This is a genomic window from Caulobacter sp. GW821-FHT09B08, assembly GCF_059418225.1.
Window position 1 is genome coordinate 315392 of record NZ_JBWKPL010000005.1, and the last position, 16013, is coordinate 331404.

Sequence of the window (16013 nt, forward strand, 5' to 3'; positions counted from 1 at the left end):
TTTCCCAGATGGGAAAAGGCCTAGACCTTCACCGGCTCCATCCTGGGCGACAGCAGGTGGATGACCAGCAGGGCCACCAGATAGGCGCTGCCGGCGACGATGAAGATCGGGGTGTAGGTGCCGATCGTCTCCAGCACCTGGCCGATGTACTTGGAGAACACCATGCCGCCGACCGCGCCCAGCATGCCGCCGATGCCCACCACCGAGCCGACGGCGGCGCGGGGGAAGACGTCCGAGGGCAGGGTGTAGAGGTTGGCCGAGAAGCCCTGGTGGGCGGCGGTGGCCACGCCGATGATCAGCACGGCGGTCCACAGATTGGAAACGTTGGCGGCGAACATCACCGGCACGGCCAGCAGAGCGCAGATCAGCAGGGTGGTCTTGCGGGCCTTGTTGATGCTCCAGCCCTTCTTCATCAGGCTGGACGACATCCAGCCGCCGGCCACCGAACCGACGTCGCTCATCAGATAGACCGCGACGATCGGCGGGCCGAAGGTCTTCAGGTCCAGGCCGTAGCGCTTGCCCAGGAAGTCGGGCAGCCAGAACAGGAACATCCACCAGATCGGGTCGATCAGGAACTTGCCCAGGGCGAAGGCCCAGGTTTCCTTCTTGGTCAGCAGCTTGGCCCAGCCGATCGGCTGGTCCGGGTCGGCCGGGTCCTGCTCGATATGGGCCAGTTCGGCGGCCGACAGGTTCTTCTGCTCGCGCGGACGGCGATAGACGATCAGCCAGATCGGCAGCCAGATCAGGCCCGCCACGCCAGTGACGATGAAGGCCATCTCCCAGCCGAAGGTCAGGGCGATGGCCGGCACGACCAGCGGGGTGACGATGGCGCCGATGTTGGTGCCGGCGTTGAAGATGCCGGTGGCCAGGGCCCGCTCGTTCTTGGGGAACCACTCGGCCACGGCCTTGATGCCGCCCGGGAAGCCGCCGGCCTCGCCGACGCCCAGGCCCATGCGGGCCAGGATGAAGCCGTTGAGGTGGCGCGCTCCGGCGGTGGCGATGTGGGCGATCTGCCAGATCAGGAAGGCGATGCCGAAGCCCCAGCGGGCCCCGATCTTGTCCATGATCTTGCCCCACGCCAGGTAGGCGATGGCGTAGGTCAGCTGGAAGTAGAAGACGAGATCGGCGTAGTTGGTCTCGGTCCAGCCGAACTGCTTGGACAGATCGGGCTTCAGCAGGCTGATGGTCTGGCGATCCACGTAGTTGATCACCATGGCCGCGAACAGCAGGCCGACGATCACCCACCTGTATCGGCCGATCCTCTCCGACGGAGCCGGCATCGTTGGAGCGTCCATGGACGTCACATCCTCACCCTAGTGTTTTGTTTTTCCGACGCCCCCGCCGGTTTTTTTATCGTTTCAGGCCGGGACCGCCACGCAGGCGACGCTCCCGAACTTGCCGAAGTCTACGCGGGAGCTCTCGCCGGCGGCAATGTCGTGGATTCCGGTGCTGGCGCCGGTGGTGACCAGCATGCCCTTCTTCAGCGGCCGGCCCCGCGAGGCGACGTGGCCCAGCAGGAAGGCCAGGGCCGCCAGGGGCGAGCCGGGAATGGAGAAAGCGCCGCCCTTGCCCACCGACTTGCCGTCGATGAAGGTCTCGGCCGGCATGTCTTCCCAGGGGATCTCATGCCAGTTGTCGATCACGGGGCCCAGGATCTGGCCGTCGTTGTTGCCGAAGTCCGAGGCCACGATGGGCGGGCCCAGGGCGTTGATGGTGGCCAGCGGGCTGCCAGCGATCTCGATGCCCAGGATCAGCTCGCCCACATATTCGGCGGCTTCCTCGGCGGTCCATTCGGTCTTGTCGGCCGGGGCGTCCTTGCCCAGGCGGATGATGAACTCGGCCTCGACAGCGGTGAAGCCGCCGGCGATGGCGCGGAACGGGGTCGGCTCGGAGGCCGCGTCCCAGACGTTCTTCTTGAAGATACAGCCGGCCAGGCGCTCGGCGCCCAGGCGCTCGCGGTGCTGCGGGGGCACCAGGCCCACCTTCCAGCCGACCAGTTCGTCAGGCCACAGGTCGATGGCGATGTCCTGCACCGCGTAGCCTTCAGCCATGGATTGGGGGAGGACGCCGCCCGGATAGCCGGGAACCGACACGCCCTTCAGGCGCGCTTCGACGAACTGCTGGGCGATGGACGCCGGCGCGAACACTTCGCTCTCGGCCTCGGAAACGGTCACGCCGCGAATCCTCCCTCGCACTCTGTACAGTCCCGTTCGACGGGCTTTGGTCGTGCATAATGGAAACCGGTGTCATTGACAATCGACCTTAAGACACCGGTGACATTGTATTGTCACGCCTGCGTCTCCGGCGTTCTACTGCCGGCCATGGTCGACACCGCCACCCTCCGCCGCCTGGCGCTCACGCTCCCCGAGGTCGAGGCGGGCGATTCCGAGGATTCCCTGGGGTTTGCGGTGCGCGGCAAGGGCCTGGCCTGGCCCTATCTGGCGCGGGCCGCGCCCAAGGCCCGGCGGGAGGTCGTGCCCGGGGTGCTGGCGGTGCGCTGCCTGATCGAGAGCAAGGAGCTGCTCATCGAGGCGGCGCCGGAGATCTATTTCGACGATGACCACTACCGCAACTATCCGGCGGTGCTGGTGCGGCTGGATGCGATCGAGGCCGACGAGATGGGCCGGCTGCTGACGGAGGCCTGGCGGCGCGTGGCGCCCAAGGCCCTGGTCAAGCGGTTCGACGCGCAAGGGTAGGGACCCGCCGCAGGACGGCCTCGCCGTCGCCGCGCCATGGTCAAGATTGCGGCCGATAGAGCGATCATGAGCTTTCGCGCCCGTCTCCTCTGCCTCGCCGCCGCCCTGTGCCTGACCAGCGCCGGGGTCGCCGAGGCGTCGGCGCTGCCCCGCCTGATCGAGGCCCCGGCTACCGCGCCGGGCGAGGCCCTGGCGGTGATCTATTCCGGCGACGGCGGCTGGGGTCCTCTGGACCAGGGTGTGGCCAAGGTGCTGGCCCGCGACGGCGTGCCGGTGCTGGGCGTCAATTCGCTGCGCTACTTCATGGGCAAGCGCACGCCCCAGTCGGCCGCCGACGACCTGGCCGACCAACTGCGCCGCCACCAGGCCCAATGGGGCCGGCAAAAGATCGTCTTGGTCGGCTATTCGTTCGGCGCCGACGCCCTGCCCGCCATCGTGCCGAACCTGCCCGAAGATCTGCGCGCCCAGATCACCGGCCTGGTGCTGATCGGGACCGGCCCGCACGGCGACCTGCGCTTTCACCCCGCCAGCTGGCTGAACCGCGCCACCGCCGACTCCTTCCCGGTGGCCCCGGCGGTCGAGGCGCTGAAGGGCCTGCCGATGACCTGCATCTACGGCGACAAGGAGCGGCTGGATATCTGCCCCAGCCTGCCGTCGGACACGATCCGTCAGGTGCGCCTGTCGGGCGGTCACCATTTCGACGGCGATTACGCGAAGCTCGGCGAGGCGGTGCTGAAGGCCGCCGCGCTCTAGGTAACGGGCGCCCTCCAAGCACGGTCCCGTGAACGTATCGTGACCGAAAACCACTGTTTCCCGGGGGATCGAAACCCGGACAGTGCGCGTTCCCCAGGCCTGTATTCATCGGAGAGGGCCTTCTCGCCATGACCGCGTTCGGGTCAGCCGTTCGGCATGCGCCGACCGACTTGCCGCCACCACCAGTCGCCTTGCCGCCCCGCGCGGCGTTGTTTCTCGATCTTGACGGAACCCTGGCCCCGATCATGCCCCGACCCGAACAGGTCGGGCCCGACGCACGCCGCGCGGCGTTGCTGGACGATCTCTCGCGCGTCCTCGACGGCCGTCTGGCCGTCGTCAGCGGCCGCGCCCTGGAAGACTTGGACCGCATCCTGGAAGGCCGGGTGAAGGCCGTGGCCGCCGTCCACGGCCTGGTCCGGCGCGGCGTCTACGGCGTCGACCGCGTTCAGCCGCACCCGGACCTCGACCACGCCCGCGACGTGCTGCGCGACCTGGCCCACAGCGACAAGGGTCTGCTGTTCGAGGACAAGGACCTCAGCGTCGCCTTGCACTATCGCAACGTGCCCTCGGCCGCCGACGCGGTGATCGAGGCCGCCGAGCGCCTGGCCCAGTCGTCGGAACTGGTGCTGCAGTTGGGCGACATGGTCGCCGAGCTGCGCACGCCCGGCCAGGACAAGGGCAAGTCGGTCTCGGCCTTCCTGCGCGAAGCTCCGTTCGACGGGGCGACCCCGGTGTTCGTCGGCGACGACCTGACCGACGAGGACGGCTTCGCCGCCGCCGCCCGCCTGGGCGGCTATGGCGTGCTGGTCGGACCGCCGCGTCCCACCCAGGCGAGCTACCGCCTGGAGAGCTTCGCCGCCGTGCTGGACTGGCTGGGCGCCGATCTTTCCAAGCTGGATCGAGCCAAACTCGACGGGAAGACCGCCGCATGAGCCGCCTGATCGTCGTTTCCAACCGCGTCAACCCGCCCACGGGCAAGGGGGACGAAAGCGTCGGCGGCCTGGCCATGGCCCTGGCCGCGGCCCTGCGCGAATATTCCGGAATCTGGTTCGGCTGGAGCGGCAAGACCACGACCGAATTCACCGGCCAGCTGAACATGCAGAAGGCCGACGGCGTCACCGTGGCCACGGTCGACCTCGAGGAGGGCGACTATCAGGAGTACTACAACGGCTATGCCAACAAGACCCTGTGGCCGCTGTTCCACTACCGCGTCGACCTGACCGCCTACGACCGCTCGTTCGGCGAGGGCTATGACCGGGTCAACAAGCGCTTCGCCGAGACCCTGCTACCGCTGATCGAGCCGGACGACGTGATCTGGGTGCACGACTACCACCTGATCCCGATGGCCCGGGAGCTGCGGCGGCTGGGCGTGACCAACCGGATCGGCTTCTTCCTGCACATCCCGTGGCCGGCCCACCAGCTGGTGGTGACCCTGCCGCGCCACCGGCCGCTGGTCGAGGCGATGTTCCACTACGACCTGATCGGCTTCCAGACCGAGGAAAGCGTCCAGGCCTTCGAGGGCTACGTCTTCAACGAGGTGGGCGGCGAGCGGACCGAAGACGGTCGCCTGACCGCCTTCGGCCAGACCGCCGAGGCCGCGGCGTTCCCGATCGGCATCGACGCCGAGGACTTCGAGCGGATCCGCGAAAGCCCGCGCGCTCTGCGGGTTTACGACCGCCTGATGGCCCATAGCGTCTTCCGCAAGATGGTCGTGGGCGTGGACCGCCTCGACTACTCCAAGGGCCTGGAGGAGCGGCTGATCGGCTTCGAGCGCTTCCTGCACGACAATCCCGAGGCGCGGCGCGAGGTGATGCTGCTGCAGATCGCCCCGCTGTCGCGCGACGAGGTCGAGGCCTATCAGGACCTGCGCGGTCGGCTGGACGGGCTGATCGGCCACATCAACGGCGCCTATGCCGACATGGACTACAACCCGATCCGCTACCTCAATCGCAGCTATCGCCGCGACGAGCTGGCCGGGGTCTATCGGGCGTCCAAGGCCGCCCTGGTCACGCCGCTGCGCGACGGCATGAACCTGGTGGCCAAGGAATATGTGGCCTCGCAGGCGCCGGAGGATCCCGGCGTGCTGATCCTGTCGCGCTTCGCCGGCGCGGCGCGGCAGCTGAAGGACGCGCTGATCATCAATCCCAACAGTCCCGAGGAAATCTCCGACGCCCTGACCCGGGCGCTGAGCATGGACCTGGACGAGCGCAAGCGCCGTTGGGAGACCCTGATCGACAACGTCACCCGCTGCGACGTCACCGCCTGGCGCGACGAGTTCGTGGCCCGGTTGCGCAAGCCGCAAGGCGCGGCCAAGGCTCCGCCCAAGGCGATCCCAGCCCTGACCGTGCGGGCCGGCGGCCGGGGGTAGGAACAGGCGCGTCCGGTTGAAACCCGGGTCGCGGTAAATCCGCGCAGCGTCGTCGCGGACATGGCCCGCCGGCGGCGACATGGCGTAGAGGACGATGAGATTCGTCCTGCCGGAAACCGCGTAGCTTGTCCTGGGTTTCGTCTATCACTTCGCGTCGCCTGGCCAGGAGCCTGCTGGTTCTGGCCGTTCTGGCGCTGGGCAGCTGCGTCAGCGCGGGCGGGGCGCCCGCCTCGACGCCGACGGGGCAACTGGAGTGCATCGGAGCCAAGACCGACCGTCCGACGGTAATCCTCGAGGCGGGGGCGTTCGGCGGGGCGGCCGACTGGTCGCTGGTGGCCGAGGCGCTCTCGGCCCGCCAGCGGGTCTGCGCCTACGACCGCGACGGCATGGGTACGGCTGCTCTGCACGACCTGGACCGTTCGCCGGTGGCCGTCGCCCGCCGGCTGGAGGCGCTGGTGGCGCGCGAGGTCGGCGACGCCCCGGTGATCCTGGCGGGTCATTCGAACGGCGGGCTCTATGTCGAGGCCTTCGCGCGGATGTGGCCGGAACGCACGGCGGGGCTCTTGCTGGTCGATGCGGTGGGGACTCAGGTCAAGGACCACCCCCTGGCTCTGGCCGATCTGGAGCGCGAGGAGCGGCAGGCCGAGCTGACGCCCATCGCCCGCGCCGTGGGCCTGACCCGCTTCGTGCCCCTTATGGATGACATCTCGCCGACCGCCGAGGCCGCCGCGCGCCGCAAGCGGGCCTGGACCGGGCGCACCAGCATCCAGGCCGGGCTGCTGGAGGAACGGGCCTTCCTGGCCGGCCTGCCCGAAGTCGACGCTCTGCCGCCCCTACGGCCCTCGATCCCGGTGGCGGTGATCGTCGCCAGCCGCACGCCGGACAGGGCCCTGGACCGCGACTGGCGCGCCGCCCAGGTCGCCCCGGCGGCTGCGGCCTGCCGCTCGGCGGTGGTCGACGCCCTGGCCAGTCACACCTCGATCCTGGACGCCCAGCGCCACTATGTGACGGAGATGACCGACTGGCTGAATGGCGAGTCGGCGTCGGCCGGGGTCACCCGCTGCTAAGCGGCCGCGACAGCCATCGCCGCACCGGCGCGTCGTAGAAACGGAAGGCCACCCAAGCCACCGCCGGCGTGATCAGCATCGCCGCCGCGCAGAACCACAGCGGTAGCAGGGTCTTCCAGCCGTCCGGATAGAGCCGCAGCATCACCGCCCAGGTCGCCCAGTGCAGGGCGTAGAGCGGATAGGAGAGCTCGCCCGTCACGCGGCACAGGGCGCCCGCCGCGCCCTTGGGATCATGGGCGCCGGTCAGCACCAGCAGCGGGAACAGCGCCACCACGCAGGCGAAGTCGTAGGCACCGTTCCACGGTCCGGCCCAGGGCAGGATCGGCACGAACATCGCGGCCGCCAGGGCGCCGGCCGGCAGCCACAGGCGCGGCCTGGGCGCCAGCGCCCGATAGCGCCAGCATACCCAGCCCAGGCTGAAACCGAACGTGGCCCGCGCCACGCCCAGCCAGAAGGTGGCTTCGTCCCAGCCGGTCTCGACCCCGTTCAGGCCCAGGGCCACCCAGACCATCACCGCCCCCGAGCAGAAGACGATGGCGGCCACGACAATGTCCGGGACGCGCCGCAACGGGAACCACAGGACGCTGACGATCACCTCCAGGCACAGCGACCAAGCCGGCGGGTTGAACGGGAAGAGGGTGGGGAACGTCCATTCGGCCGGATGCTCCAGGCGCGGGACCAGCAGCAGGCCCTTGGTCAGGTTGGGCCAGAACGGCGGGCTGTGGCGCGAGGTCAGCACCGCCCCGATCAGGGTCGACAGCACCAGCAGCGGCCAGATCCGCACCACCCGGATCTTCAGGTACGACAGCCACGAGACGTCGCGCCGCTCGAAGGCGTGGGCCAGCACGAAGCCGCTGAGACAGAAGAAGAAATCCACCGCCAGATAGCCGTGGGCGAACCGCCCCGGCCGTCCCGACCAGTCGGCCACGTGATAGGCCAGCACCCCCAGCGCCGCCACGGCCCGCAGGCCGTCCAGGGCGGCGAGGCGTTGTGTTCTGTTCTCCGTCACCCGGCGGTTCTGTCAGGATCGTCGCCGGTTTCGCAAGAGCCTACCGAACCGACGTCCACGGCCGGCTGAGCAGCACCGCGCAGTTGATCAGGCCCACCAGACTGTAGGTCTGGGGGTAGTTGCCCCACAGCTCGCCGTCGACGAAGCCGATATCCTCGGACAGCAGGCCGGCGGTGGTGCGGCGCTCCAGCATCTCCTCGAAGAGGTCGCGGGCTTCTTCGATGCGGCCGGCCAGGTAGAGGGCCTCCACCAGCCAGAAGGTGCAGATGTTGAACGCCGTCTGCGGGGCGCCGAAGTCGTCGGGGATGGCGTAGCGCAGGAGGTAGGAGCCTTTGCGCAGGCCCGCCTCGATGGCGGCCACGGTGGCGGCGTTGCGCGGGTCGTTGGCCTCGATGAAGCGCAGGTCGACCAGTTGCAGCAGGCTGGCGTCCAACTCGTCGCCCTCGAAGGTGGCGGCGAAGCGGCCCAGGCCCTCGTTCCAGGCGCGCTTGTCGATGGTCTCGCGGACCTTGGCGGCCCGGCCGTTCCAGAACTCGGCCCGGTCGGCCAGGCCCAGCTTGGCGGCGGCGTTGCCCAGGCGGTCGCAGGCGGCCCAGCACATCACCGCCGAATAGGTGTGGACGTTGGCGCGGCCGCGGAACTCCCACAGGCTGGCGTCGGGCTGGTCGTGCAGTTGGAAGGCCCGCTCGCCGACAGGCTCCAGGTTCTGGAAGTCCTCCACCGTGCCGGGCCGCAGGAGGCGCTCGTCGAAGAAGGCCTGGACGGTGGACAGGATGATCTGGCCGTAGACGTCGTGCTGCTGGTGCTCGAAGGCCTGGTTGCCGATCCGCACCGGCCCCATGCCGCGATAGCCGGGCAGGTCGGGGGCGAAGCGCTCTGTCAGCTGCGGCTCGAAACCCACTCCGAACAGCGGCTGAATATGACCACCGGCCGCCCGGTCGACGATGTTGCGCAGGTAGCCGAGATAGTTCTCTAGGATGTCGACAGCGCCCAGCCGGTTCAGCGCCTGGACCACGTAGTAGGCGTCGCGCAGCCAGCAGTAGCGGTAGTCCCAGTTGCGGCCGCTGTCGGCGTGCTCGGGGATCGAGGTGGTCATGGCCGCCACGATCGCCCCGGTCTCCTCGTGCATGCAGAGCTTCAGGGTGATGGCGGCGCGGATCACGGCGGCCTGGTAGTCCAGCGGTACGGCCAGGCCCCGCACCCAGTCCATCCAGTATTCCTGGGTCTGCTGCAGCATGCGGTTGCAGGTGGCCCCGATGTCGGCGTTGAAGCCCTCGTCGGCGCCCAGGTACATGGCGATGGGCTTTTCCAGCCGGAAGGTGCGCTCCTCCAGTACGTGCGAGACCGGCCCGTCGGTGGACAGGCGCAGGGTCATGTCCGAGCACAGGTAGCGGATGTGGTTGGAGCCGTGGGTGTTCTCGGCGATGCGCCCGCCCCAGGCGGCGGTCGGGCGCAGGCGGATGGTGATCCGCGCCACGCTGGTCAGCGGCCGGATCAGGCGGATGAAGGCGGTGGGGCGGAAGCTGCGGCCGTACTGCTGGTAGCGGGGGGCGAAGTCGATGACTTCGACGCTGGCTCCGTCGGCGTCGGTGATCACCGTGCGCAGGATCGGGGTGTTGCGCAGATATTCCTGCTCGACGGTCTTGGCCCCGTCGACCACGACCTCCCAGGTGCCCTTGGCGGTCGGATCGCCGGGCTCCTGGCCGCCCAGCAGCGAGCTGAACACCGGGTCGGAGTCGATGCGCGGGGCGCAGGCCCAGACGAAGCGGCCGCAGCGGTCGATCAGGGCGCTGACCGCGCAGTTGCCGATGGGGAAGAGGTCGAGGTTCTGGGGCATTGAGCGCGCCTCTGTTCGTTGATGTCAGCGCCGGATGAGGATCGGCACCTGCGAGGTCTTGCTGGCATGGGCGGCCACGTGGGCGCCGATGTGCTCGAAGGTCAGGTCGGTGGAAGCCTCGCCGATGGCGAGGCCGTCGATCTGCAGATGGTCGATGCCGATGGGCAGGCGCGGATCGGTCAGGTGGATCTCGCCCTTCCAGCCGTCGACCGTGATGCCCAGGCACGCCTGCAGCATCATGAAGGCCGAGCCTGCCGCCCAGGCCTGGGGCAGGCAGGCCACCGGATAGGCCACCGGCGGCTCGCCCGGCTGGCGGGGGAAGCCGCAGAACAGCTCCGGTAGCCGCATCTCGTAGTGGGCAGCGGTCTCGAACAGGCCCGAGGTCATCTCCACCACCCCGTCGCGCTGGCCGTAGCGGGCCAGGCCCATGGCGCAGATGGCCGTGTCGTGCGGCCAGACCGACCCGTTGTGATAGCTCATCGGATTGAAGCGCGGTTCGCCCTGGGCCAGGGTCCGCACGCCGAAGCCGTTGTGGAACGCCGCCGACAGCAGCGTTTCGGCAACTTTGCGGGCCCGGTCGGGCGAGGGCAGGCCGCAGAACAGCAGATGGCCGGGATTAGAGCCCTTCACGCGACAAGGCTTGCCGTGGCCGTCGATGGCCATGGCGTAGAAGCCCTTGTCCTCCATCCAGAACTTGGTCTCGACCTGCTGGCGCAGGTGCTCGGCCTTGGCCCGCCAGCGCTTGGCGTTCTCCGGCTCGCCGCGCCGCTCGGCCAGGTCGGCCATGCCCTTGAAGGCGGCGAAGGCGTAGCCCTGCACCTCGACCACGGCGATGGGACCGTCTGGGAACTTGCCATCCTCGTGGAAGACGCTGTCCTCGCTGTCCTTCCAGTTCTGGTTCGACAGGCCCGAGTCCAGGCCCCGGGCGTAGTCGATCAGGCCGTCGCCGTCGCTGTCGCCGAAATGCTCGATCCAGGCGATGGCCGCCATCAGCGGCTCCCACAGGCTTTCGATGAAGGCCAGGTCCCCGGTCCGTTCGGCATAGGCGCAGGCCAGGGCCACGAACAGCGGCGTGGTGTCGACCCCGCCGTAGTAGCGGCCGAACGGCAGCTCACCGAGCGCGGTCATCTCGCCCTTGCGGGTCTCGTGCATGATCTTGCCGGGGGCGCTGTCGCGGAAGGCGCTGACCTCCTCGGCCTGGTGCTCGGCCAGATAGCTCAGCACGCCTCGGGCCAGGGTGGGCTCGATCCACAGCACCTGCCAGGCGGTGATGATGGCGTCGCGGCCGAACGGGGTCGAGAACCAGGGGATGCCGGCATAGGGGTAGGGGCCGGTGGCGAACTCGGTGGTCAGCAGGGCCAGGTCCGCGCGCGACTTCTCCAGCCAGTCGTTGAACAGGCGGCCCGAGCTGTGCAGCCGCGCTCCGCGCCGCCGGCGCTTGCGCATGTCGATCCGGGCCCGCGCCGCCGCCGCCCGCCAGCGCTCGCGGCTGGGCGCGTGGGCATGCTCGGTTCCCACCTCGATATAGAGGTCGAAGTGGGTCTCGGGCGTCAGCATGAACATGAAGTCCGCCCGTTGCGGACCCAGCCGTCCGGGCGGTTCGGAGAACGAGACGATGCTGGTGCGCCGCACGCCGTCCAGGCCGTCATAGGCGTAGGCGACGCTGCGGCCGTTCAACTGGGCGGGCAGCACCTGGCCCCGACCGCCGGGCCGCTTGGAGCCGCGCACCTCGAACATGTCGTGGAAGTCGGCGTCGTATTCCAGCCCGACCGGCAGGATCACCATGTCGCGGCTGTAGTTGACGAAGCGCAGGCGCTCGTACAGCCGCTGGTCCCACAGGAAGCGCTTGCGCTCCACATGGATCGCGCCGTGGGGAGCCGCCGTGCCGCCCAGGGCGGGCAAGGGCTCGTTGGTCGAGTGCGAGGTGAAGTAGACGTTGTCCTGCGACACCGCCGCGCTCAGCAGGGCCGGCGAGCGGTTGCCCAGCAGCAGGCGCAGCTTCGACAGCAGGCGGGTGTCGTCGTGGAACAGGCCGTCGGCCTTGCCCAGCACGTCGCCGAAGGCGTCGGCGACCAGGAAGGTGTCCTTGTCCTTCAACGCGAACAGCCGGTAGGGCACGCGCGGCTCGCCGGTCTCGCCCTGTTCCTGAAGGCCGGCGGGAGCCGGCGCCATGTCGTCCATGGACTTGACCTTTCGCGCTAGGTCCGTCGAAAGCCCGCCGCGTCGCCGGGGCGACGGGCGGGTTCCAAGGGCTGAGGCCTGATCGAGAGGGCGCGCGTGCGCCGGTTCGCGGTCAGGCGCTTTGGGCCAGGGTCAGGCGAGGCGGCTCCGACGCCTCCTCCAGCCGGTCGTAGAGATCCAGATAGCGATGAGCCATGGCGGTGGCCGAGAAGCGGGTCTCGAACCGCCGGCGGACCGCCGCGCGGTCGATCCGGTCCAGGCTCCGGGCGGCGGCCACCGCGCCGTCCTCGTCCTCGACGATGAAGCCGGTCACCCCGTCCTCGATCACCTCGGGCACCGAGCCGCAGTTGTAGGCGATCACCGGCGTGCCGCAGGCCATGGCCTCGATCATCACCAGGCCGAACGGCTCGGGCCAGGCGATGGGGAACAGCAGGGCGTCGGCCCCGCCCAGGAAGTCCGACTTCTGATGGTCGCCGATCTCGCCGACGAACTCGATCAGCGGGTCGTCCATCAGGTGCTCGATCTCGGCGTGGAAATAGGCGCGGTCGGCCGCGTCGATCTTGGCGGCGATCTTCAGCTTCTTGCCCAGGCGCTTGGCGATGGCGATGGCGCGGTCGGGACCCTTCTCCGGCGAGATGCGGCCGAGGAACGCCAGGTAACCCTCGGTTTTCGGACGGAAATCATAGATCTCTTCGGCCATGCCGTGCAGCACCGTGCCGGCCCAGTTGGCGAAGGGCAGGGGATGGCGCTGGTCGTCCGAGATCGACACCAGGGGGAACTGCGGCCAGCGGCGATAGACGCCCGGCAGGTCCTTCAGGTCCAGGCGTCCGTGCAGGGTGGTCAGGGTCCGCTCCGGCATGTCCGTGAACATCGGGAAGTGGATCATATCGGTGTGGAAGTGGATCACGTCGAAGCGATCGGCCTGGCGGCGGACTTCGGACAGCATGGCCATGTGGGCGGCCAGGTCGGACTTCAGCGGGGCGGGGTCCAGGCGGATGGCCTGATCGCGCACCACCACCAGCTCGGCCTTGGTGCGGGCGTCGCCCGAAGCGAACAGGGTGACGTCGTGGCCGAGGTCGACCAGGGCGTCGGTGAGATGGGCCACCACCCGCTCGGTGCCCCCGTAGAACCGTGGCGGAACGGCTTCGTACAGGGGCGGAACCTGGGCGATTCTCATCGACGGAAATCCTGGCGCTGGAAGGGCGCGAGCCACGCCCCGGCGTCAGATCAAACCGCCAGTGTGGCCCTTGGGTTCCGCAAGGAAAATAAAGAAACCCGAAGGGCTCCTAACCGTTCGCCTTCCACGATACTGGCGTTGACGAGGCCCGATCGTGAAGTCCATCTGGAGGTACGCGGGCTGGCCGCGTGCGAGCGTGCGCGAGACCCTTAGACTGTGATCAAGTCCTGGACAAAACGTGACGCACTGCTTGGCGGCGCGGTTTCTCTTCTGTCGATTTCGGGAGCGGCCGCCCAGGTCCAGAACCCTCCGTTGGTGAGGGCCCCGCAGCAGCCGGCGCCGTTGGTTCCGCCGCCCACCAGCGTGGTCCTGCGGCCCGACCAGGTCGATCTGCTGACCCGCACCCTGGCCCAGGCCTTCACCCACGGTTTCGAGCCGGCGGCCTTCGCGCCCGACGCGGTCCTGCCGGGCCTGAACGCCCGCGACGCGGCCACGCGCCAGAGCGCCCAGGGCCAGCTGATCGGCCTGACCCTGCGCTACGCCAAGGCCGTGCGCACCGGCCGCCTGACGTCCGACGGCTTCATCAACGACTGGGGCCTGCGCCCCTTGCCCTACGACCCGGGTCCGGACTTCGTCCAGGCTGTCGCCCAGGACCGCCTGGGACCGTGGCTGGACAGCCTGCCGCCGCCCTATACCGGCTACCAAACCCTGCGGAAGGGCCTGGCGACCTATCGCGACATTGCCGCGCGGGGCGGATGGAAGCCCATCGCCGCCGGCGAGCCGCTGAAGCTGGGCGCGACCGCCGACCCGCGTATCGCCGCGCTGGAGGCCCGCCTGGCCGTCGAGGATGCCACGGTGGCCGTCGACAAGGCCCCGGTGTTCGACGAGGCCCTGCAACAGGCCCTGATGCGCGCCCAGAAGCGTTTCGGCCTCAATCCCGACGGCGGGCTGGGGCCGGCGACGCTGGCGGCGCTGAACGTCCCCGTCGAGCGGCGGATCGACCAGATCCTGGCCAATATGGAGCGCTGGCGCTGGCTGCCCCAGCAACTGCCGGCCGACCGGATCCAGGTCAACATCGCCGCGGCCGTGATGAGCGTGTTCCACGCCGACGCCCCGAACCTGACCATGCGGGCGGTGACCGGCCGGCCGGGCGACGAGACGCCGATGCTGTCGTCGACGATCCACTCGATCGTGCTCAATCCGCCGTGGAACGTGCCCTCGTCGATCGCCAGCAAGGAACTGTGGCCCAAGGAGCGGGCCAATCCCGGCTATCTGGCCCGCAACGACTTCATCGTCATTCCGACGGGCGCGGGGACCTCGCGACTGCAGCAGAAGGCCGGGCCCAAGGCGGCTCTGGGCCTGGTGAAGTTCGACTTCGACAATCCCTACGGCGTCTATCTGCACGACACCCCCAGCCGCTCGAAATTCGCCAGCTTCAGCCGCCTGGCCAGCCACGGCTGCGTGCGCCTGGAAAAGCCCATCCCGCTGGCCAAGCAGCTGCTGTCGCCGGACTCGGCCTGGAGCCCCGACGTGGTCGATGCGACCATCGCGGCGGGCAAGACGGTGCGCGCCCAACTGGTCCAGCCCATCGCCGTCTTCCTGCTGTACTGGACCGCCTACATGACCCCGGACGGGCAGATGAACTTCCGGGACGACCCGTACGGCTGGGATAAGTTGCTGGTGCAGCGTATCGCCGCATCCAACCCCGGCTCAGCTTGACCCCGAGCTTTCGTTAAGGCCTTTTCCCCGCCGCAGTCTTTTCGTTTCTGAAAGACTCTGGCGTTGTAGTGCTCGCGTGAGGGCCGCCAAGTGCGGTGGTCCAGGCCTTCGGGCGTCTCGCGGGGTCAGTCCGGGGAAGCGTATCATGATCGAACGACGCAAGCTGTTGGGGCTTGGCCTCGGCGTGCTCGGCGCCAGCGCGGTCGGCCCGATGGCCGCCTTCGCCCAGGCGAAGCTGGGGATCTCCGATCCCATCGCCGATCTGCTGCAGCGTCAGGCCGACCTGCCCGAGGGCATGCCGGCCGAAGGTCTTCCGGCCGCTCCGGTGGTAACGCCGCCGCCCGTGTCGCGTTCCGCCTCGCATGCGCCCCGCTGGCTGAAGCTGCACAACATCCACACCCAGGAAAAGCTGGAAGCGGTCTATTTCGAGAAGGGCGAGTACGTGCCCGACGCGGTCCAGGCCCTGGACAAGGTGCTGCGCGACTACCGCACCGGCGACGTCTATTCGATGCATCCAGAGCTGTTCGACACCCTGGCGGCCGTGGCCCAGAAGACCGAGACCAAGTCGCACTTCCAGATCATCTCGGGCTATCGCTCGCCCAAGACCAACGCGATGTTGCACGCGCGCAGCGGCGAAGTCGCCAAACGCAGCCTGCACATGGACGGCAAGGCCATCGATCTCTATCTGGAGGATGTTTCCCTGGATCGGGTGAGGGCCGCGGCCCTGGATCTCGGACGGGGTGGCGTGGGTTACTACCCCGTCAGCAATTTCGTCCACGTCGACGTCGGCCCAGTCCGGCGTTGGGTCGGCTCCTAAGAGGGCCGCAAGAGCAGAGGAAAGCCCGGATGGCCAAGACCGAACGCAAGAGCAACCCGTTCGGATGGATTCTCCTGGGAGCCCTGGTCGGCGCCGTGGCCACGGCCGGCGTCCTGCTGGTGGCCAGCTCGATGAATGTCAATCACGGCTACGAAGACGGCCCCAGCGAGATCCGCACGGCCGCCGATGACGCCGCCGCGGCGGCCGCCGTGCGTCCCGCCGCCCTGGCCGGCGCGCCCAAGCCCGAAACCCCGCCGACGCCGGTCGCCACCGTCCCGGCCCCGGACGCTGCGCCTCAGCCGCCGGTCGACGCCCAGATGGCCGACGACGCCGCCGCCGCCGGCATGACCTCGCGGGCCGAGCAGCCGACCAACTGAGTTCGTCCTCGG

At 69.0% G+C, this 16013-nt stretch carries 14 protein-coding genes; 8 read left to right on the top strand and 6 right to left on the bottom strand.

Features of this window, described 5'->3' with window-relative positions; all coding sequences use genetic code 11:
• Positions 1-20: 20 nt before the first annotated feature.
• Both AC07OA_RS16595 and AC07OA_RS16600 read right to left on the bottom strand, forming a co-directional pair.
• Positions 21-1295, bottom strand: a complete 1275-nt coding sequence (locus AC07OA_RS16595) for an MFS transporter (RefSeq protein ID WP_494664912.1) — start codon at positions 1293-1295, stop codon at positions 21-23.
• A 63-nt stretch (positions 1296-1358) separates the two neighbouring features.
• Positions 1359-2174 (bottom strand): 2-keto-4-pentenoate hydratase, encoded by an 816-nt coding sequence (locus AC07OA_RS16600; protein WP_494664913.1) that lies wholly within the window; start codon positions 2172-2174, stop codon positions 1359-1361.
• Between the two features lie 99 nt (positions 2175-2273).
• Here AC07OA_RS16600 and AC07OA_RS16605 point away from each other — a divergent pair, with 99 nt between their 5' ends.
• The 5 genes from AC07OA_RS16605 (at position 2274) to AC07OA_RS16625 (ending at position 6884) form a co-directional block, all read left to right on the top strand.
• Positions 2274-2696, top strand: a complete 423-nt coding sequence (locus tag AC07OA_RS16605) for an MmcQ/YjbR family DNA-binding protein (RefSeq protein ID WP_494664914.1) — start codon at positions 2274-2276, stop codon at positions 2694-2696.
• A gap of 66 nt (positions 2697-2762) precedes the next feature.
• Entirely contained in the window at positions 2763-3449 is a 687-nt protein-coding gene (locus AC07OA_RS16610; protein ID WP_494664915.1) for an AcvB/VirJ family lysyl-phosphatidylglycerol hydrolase, read from the top strand.
• A 128-nt stretch (positions 3450-3577) separates the two neighbouring features.
• Entirely contained in the window at positions 3578-4381 is an 804-nt protein-coding gene (gene otsB / locus AC07OA_RS16615; protein WP_494664916.1) for a trehalose-phosphatase, read from the top strand.
• The gene (locus AC07OA_RS16620) at positions 4378-5817 is read left to right on the top strand and encodes an alpha,alpha-trehalose-phosphate synthase (UDP-forming) (RefSeq protein WP_494664917.1); all 1440 of its coding nucleotides are present in this window, start codon (positions 4378-4380) and stop codon (positions 5815-5817) included. The genes otsB and AC07OA_RS16620 overlap by 4 nt, the downstream gene beginning before the upstream one ends.
• Positions 5818-5942: 125 nt before the next feature.
• Positions 5943-6884 (top strand): alpha/beta fold hydrolase, encoded by a 942-nt coding sequence (locus AC07OA_RS16625; protein ID WP_494664918.1) that lies wholly within the window; start codon positions 5943-5945, stop codon positions 6882-6884.
• Here AC07OA_RS16625 and AC07OA_RS16630 read toward each other — a convergent pair.
• From AC07OA_RS16630 to AC07OA_RS16645, 4 genes are all read right to left on the bottom strand, one after another.
• Positions 6871-7893, bottom strand: a complete 1023-nt coding sequence (locus AC07OA_RS16630) for an acyltransferase family protein (protein WP_494664919.1) — start codon at positions 7891-7893, stop codon at positions 6871-6873. The genes AC07OA_RS16625 and AC07OA_RS16630 overlap by 14 nt on opposite strands.
• 40 nt (positions 7894-7933) lie before the next feature.
• Positions 7934-9730 (bottom strand): glycoside hydrolase family 15 protein, encoded by a 1797-nt coding sequence (locus tag AC07OA_RS16635; RefSeq protein WP_494664920.1) that lies wholly within the window; start codon positions 9728-9730, stop codon positions 7934-7936.
• Positions 9731-9754: 24 nt separating this feature from the next.
• Positions 9755-11911 carry an amylo-alpha-1,6-glucosidase gene (locus AC07OA_RS16640; protein ID WP_494664921.1) on the bottom strand — a complete coding sequence of 719 codons (2157 nt, stop codon included), beginning with the start codon at positions 11909-11911 and terminating at the stop codon, positions 9755-9757.
• A 112-nt stretch (positions 11912-12023) separates the two neighbouring features.
• Positions 12024-13088, bottom strand: a complete 1065-nt coding sequence (locus AC07OA_RS16645; protein ID WP_494664922.1) for a glycosyltransferase family 4 protein — start codon at positions 13086-13088, stop codon at positions 12024-12026.
• Positions 13089-13403: 315 nt separating this feature from the next.
• On the opposite strand from AC07OA_RS16645, the gene AC07OA_RS16650 reads away from it, so the two are divergent.
• The 3 genes from AC07OA_RS16650 (at position 13404) to AC07OA_RS16660 (ending at position 16001) form a co-directional block, all read left to right on the top strand.
• A complete protein-coding gene (locus AC07OA_RS16650; RefSeq protein WP_494664990.1) occupies positions 13404-14807 on the top strand; it encodes a L,D-transpeptidase family protein in 1404 nt (467 codons plus the stop codon).
• A gap of 145 nt (positions 14808-14952) precedes the next feature.
• Positions 14953-15624 carry a peptidoglycan L,D-endopeptidase MepK gene (gene mepK / locus AC07OA_RS16655; RefSeq protein WP_494664923.1) on the top strand — a complete coding sequence of 224 codons (672 nt, stop codon included), beginning with the start codon at positions 14953-14955 and terminating at the stop codon, positions 15622-15624.
• A 29-nt stretch (positions 15625-15653) separates the two neighbouring features.
• Entirely contained in the window at positions 15654-16001 is a 348-nt protein-coding gene (locus tag AC07OA_RS16660) for a hypothetical protein (RefSeq protein ID WP_494664924.1), read from the top strand.
• The last annotated feature ends 12 nt before the right edge of the window (positions 16002-16013 follow it).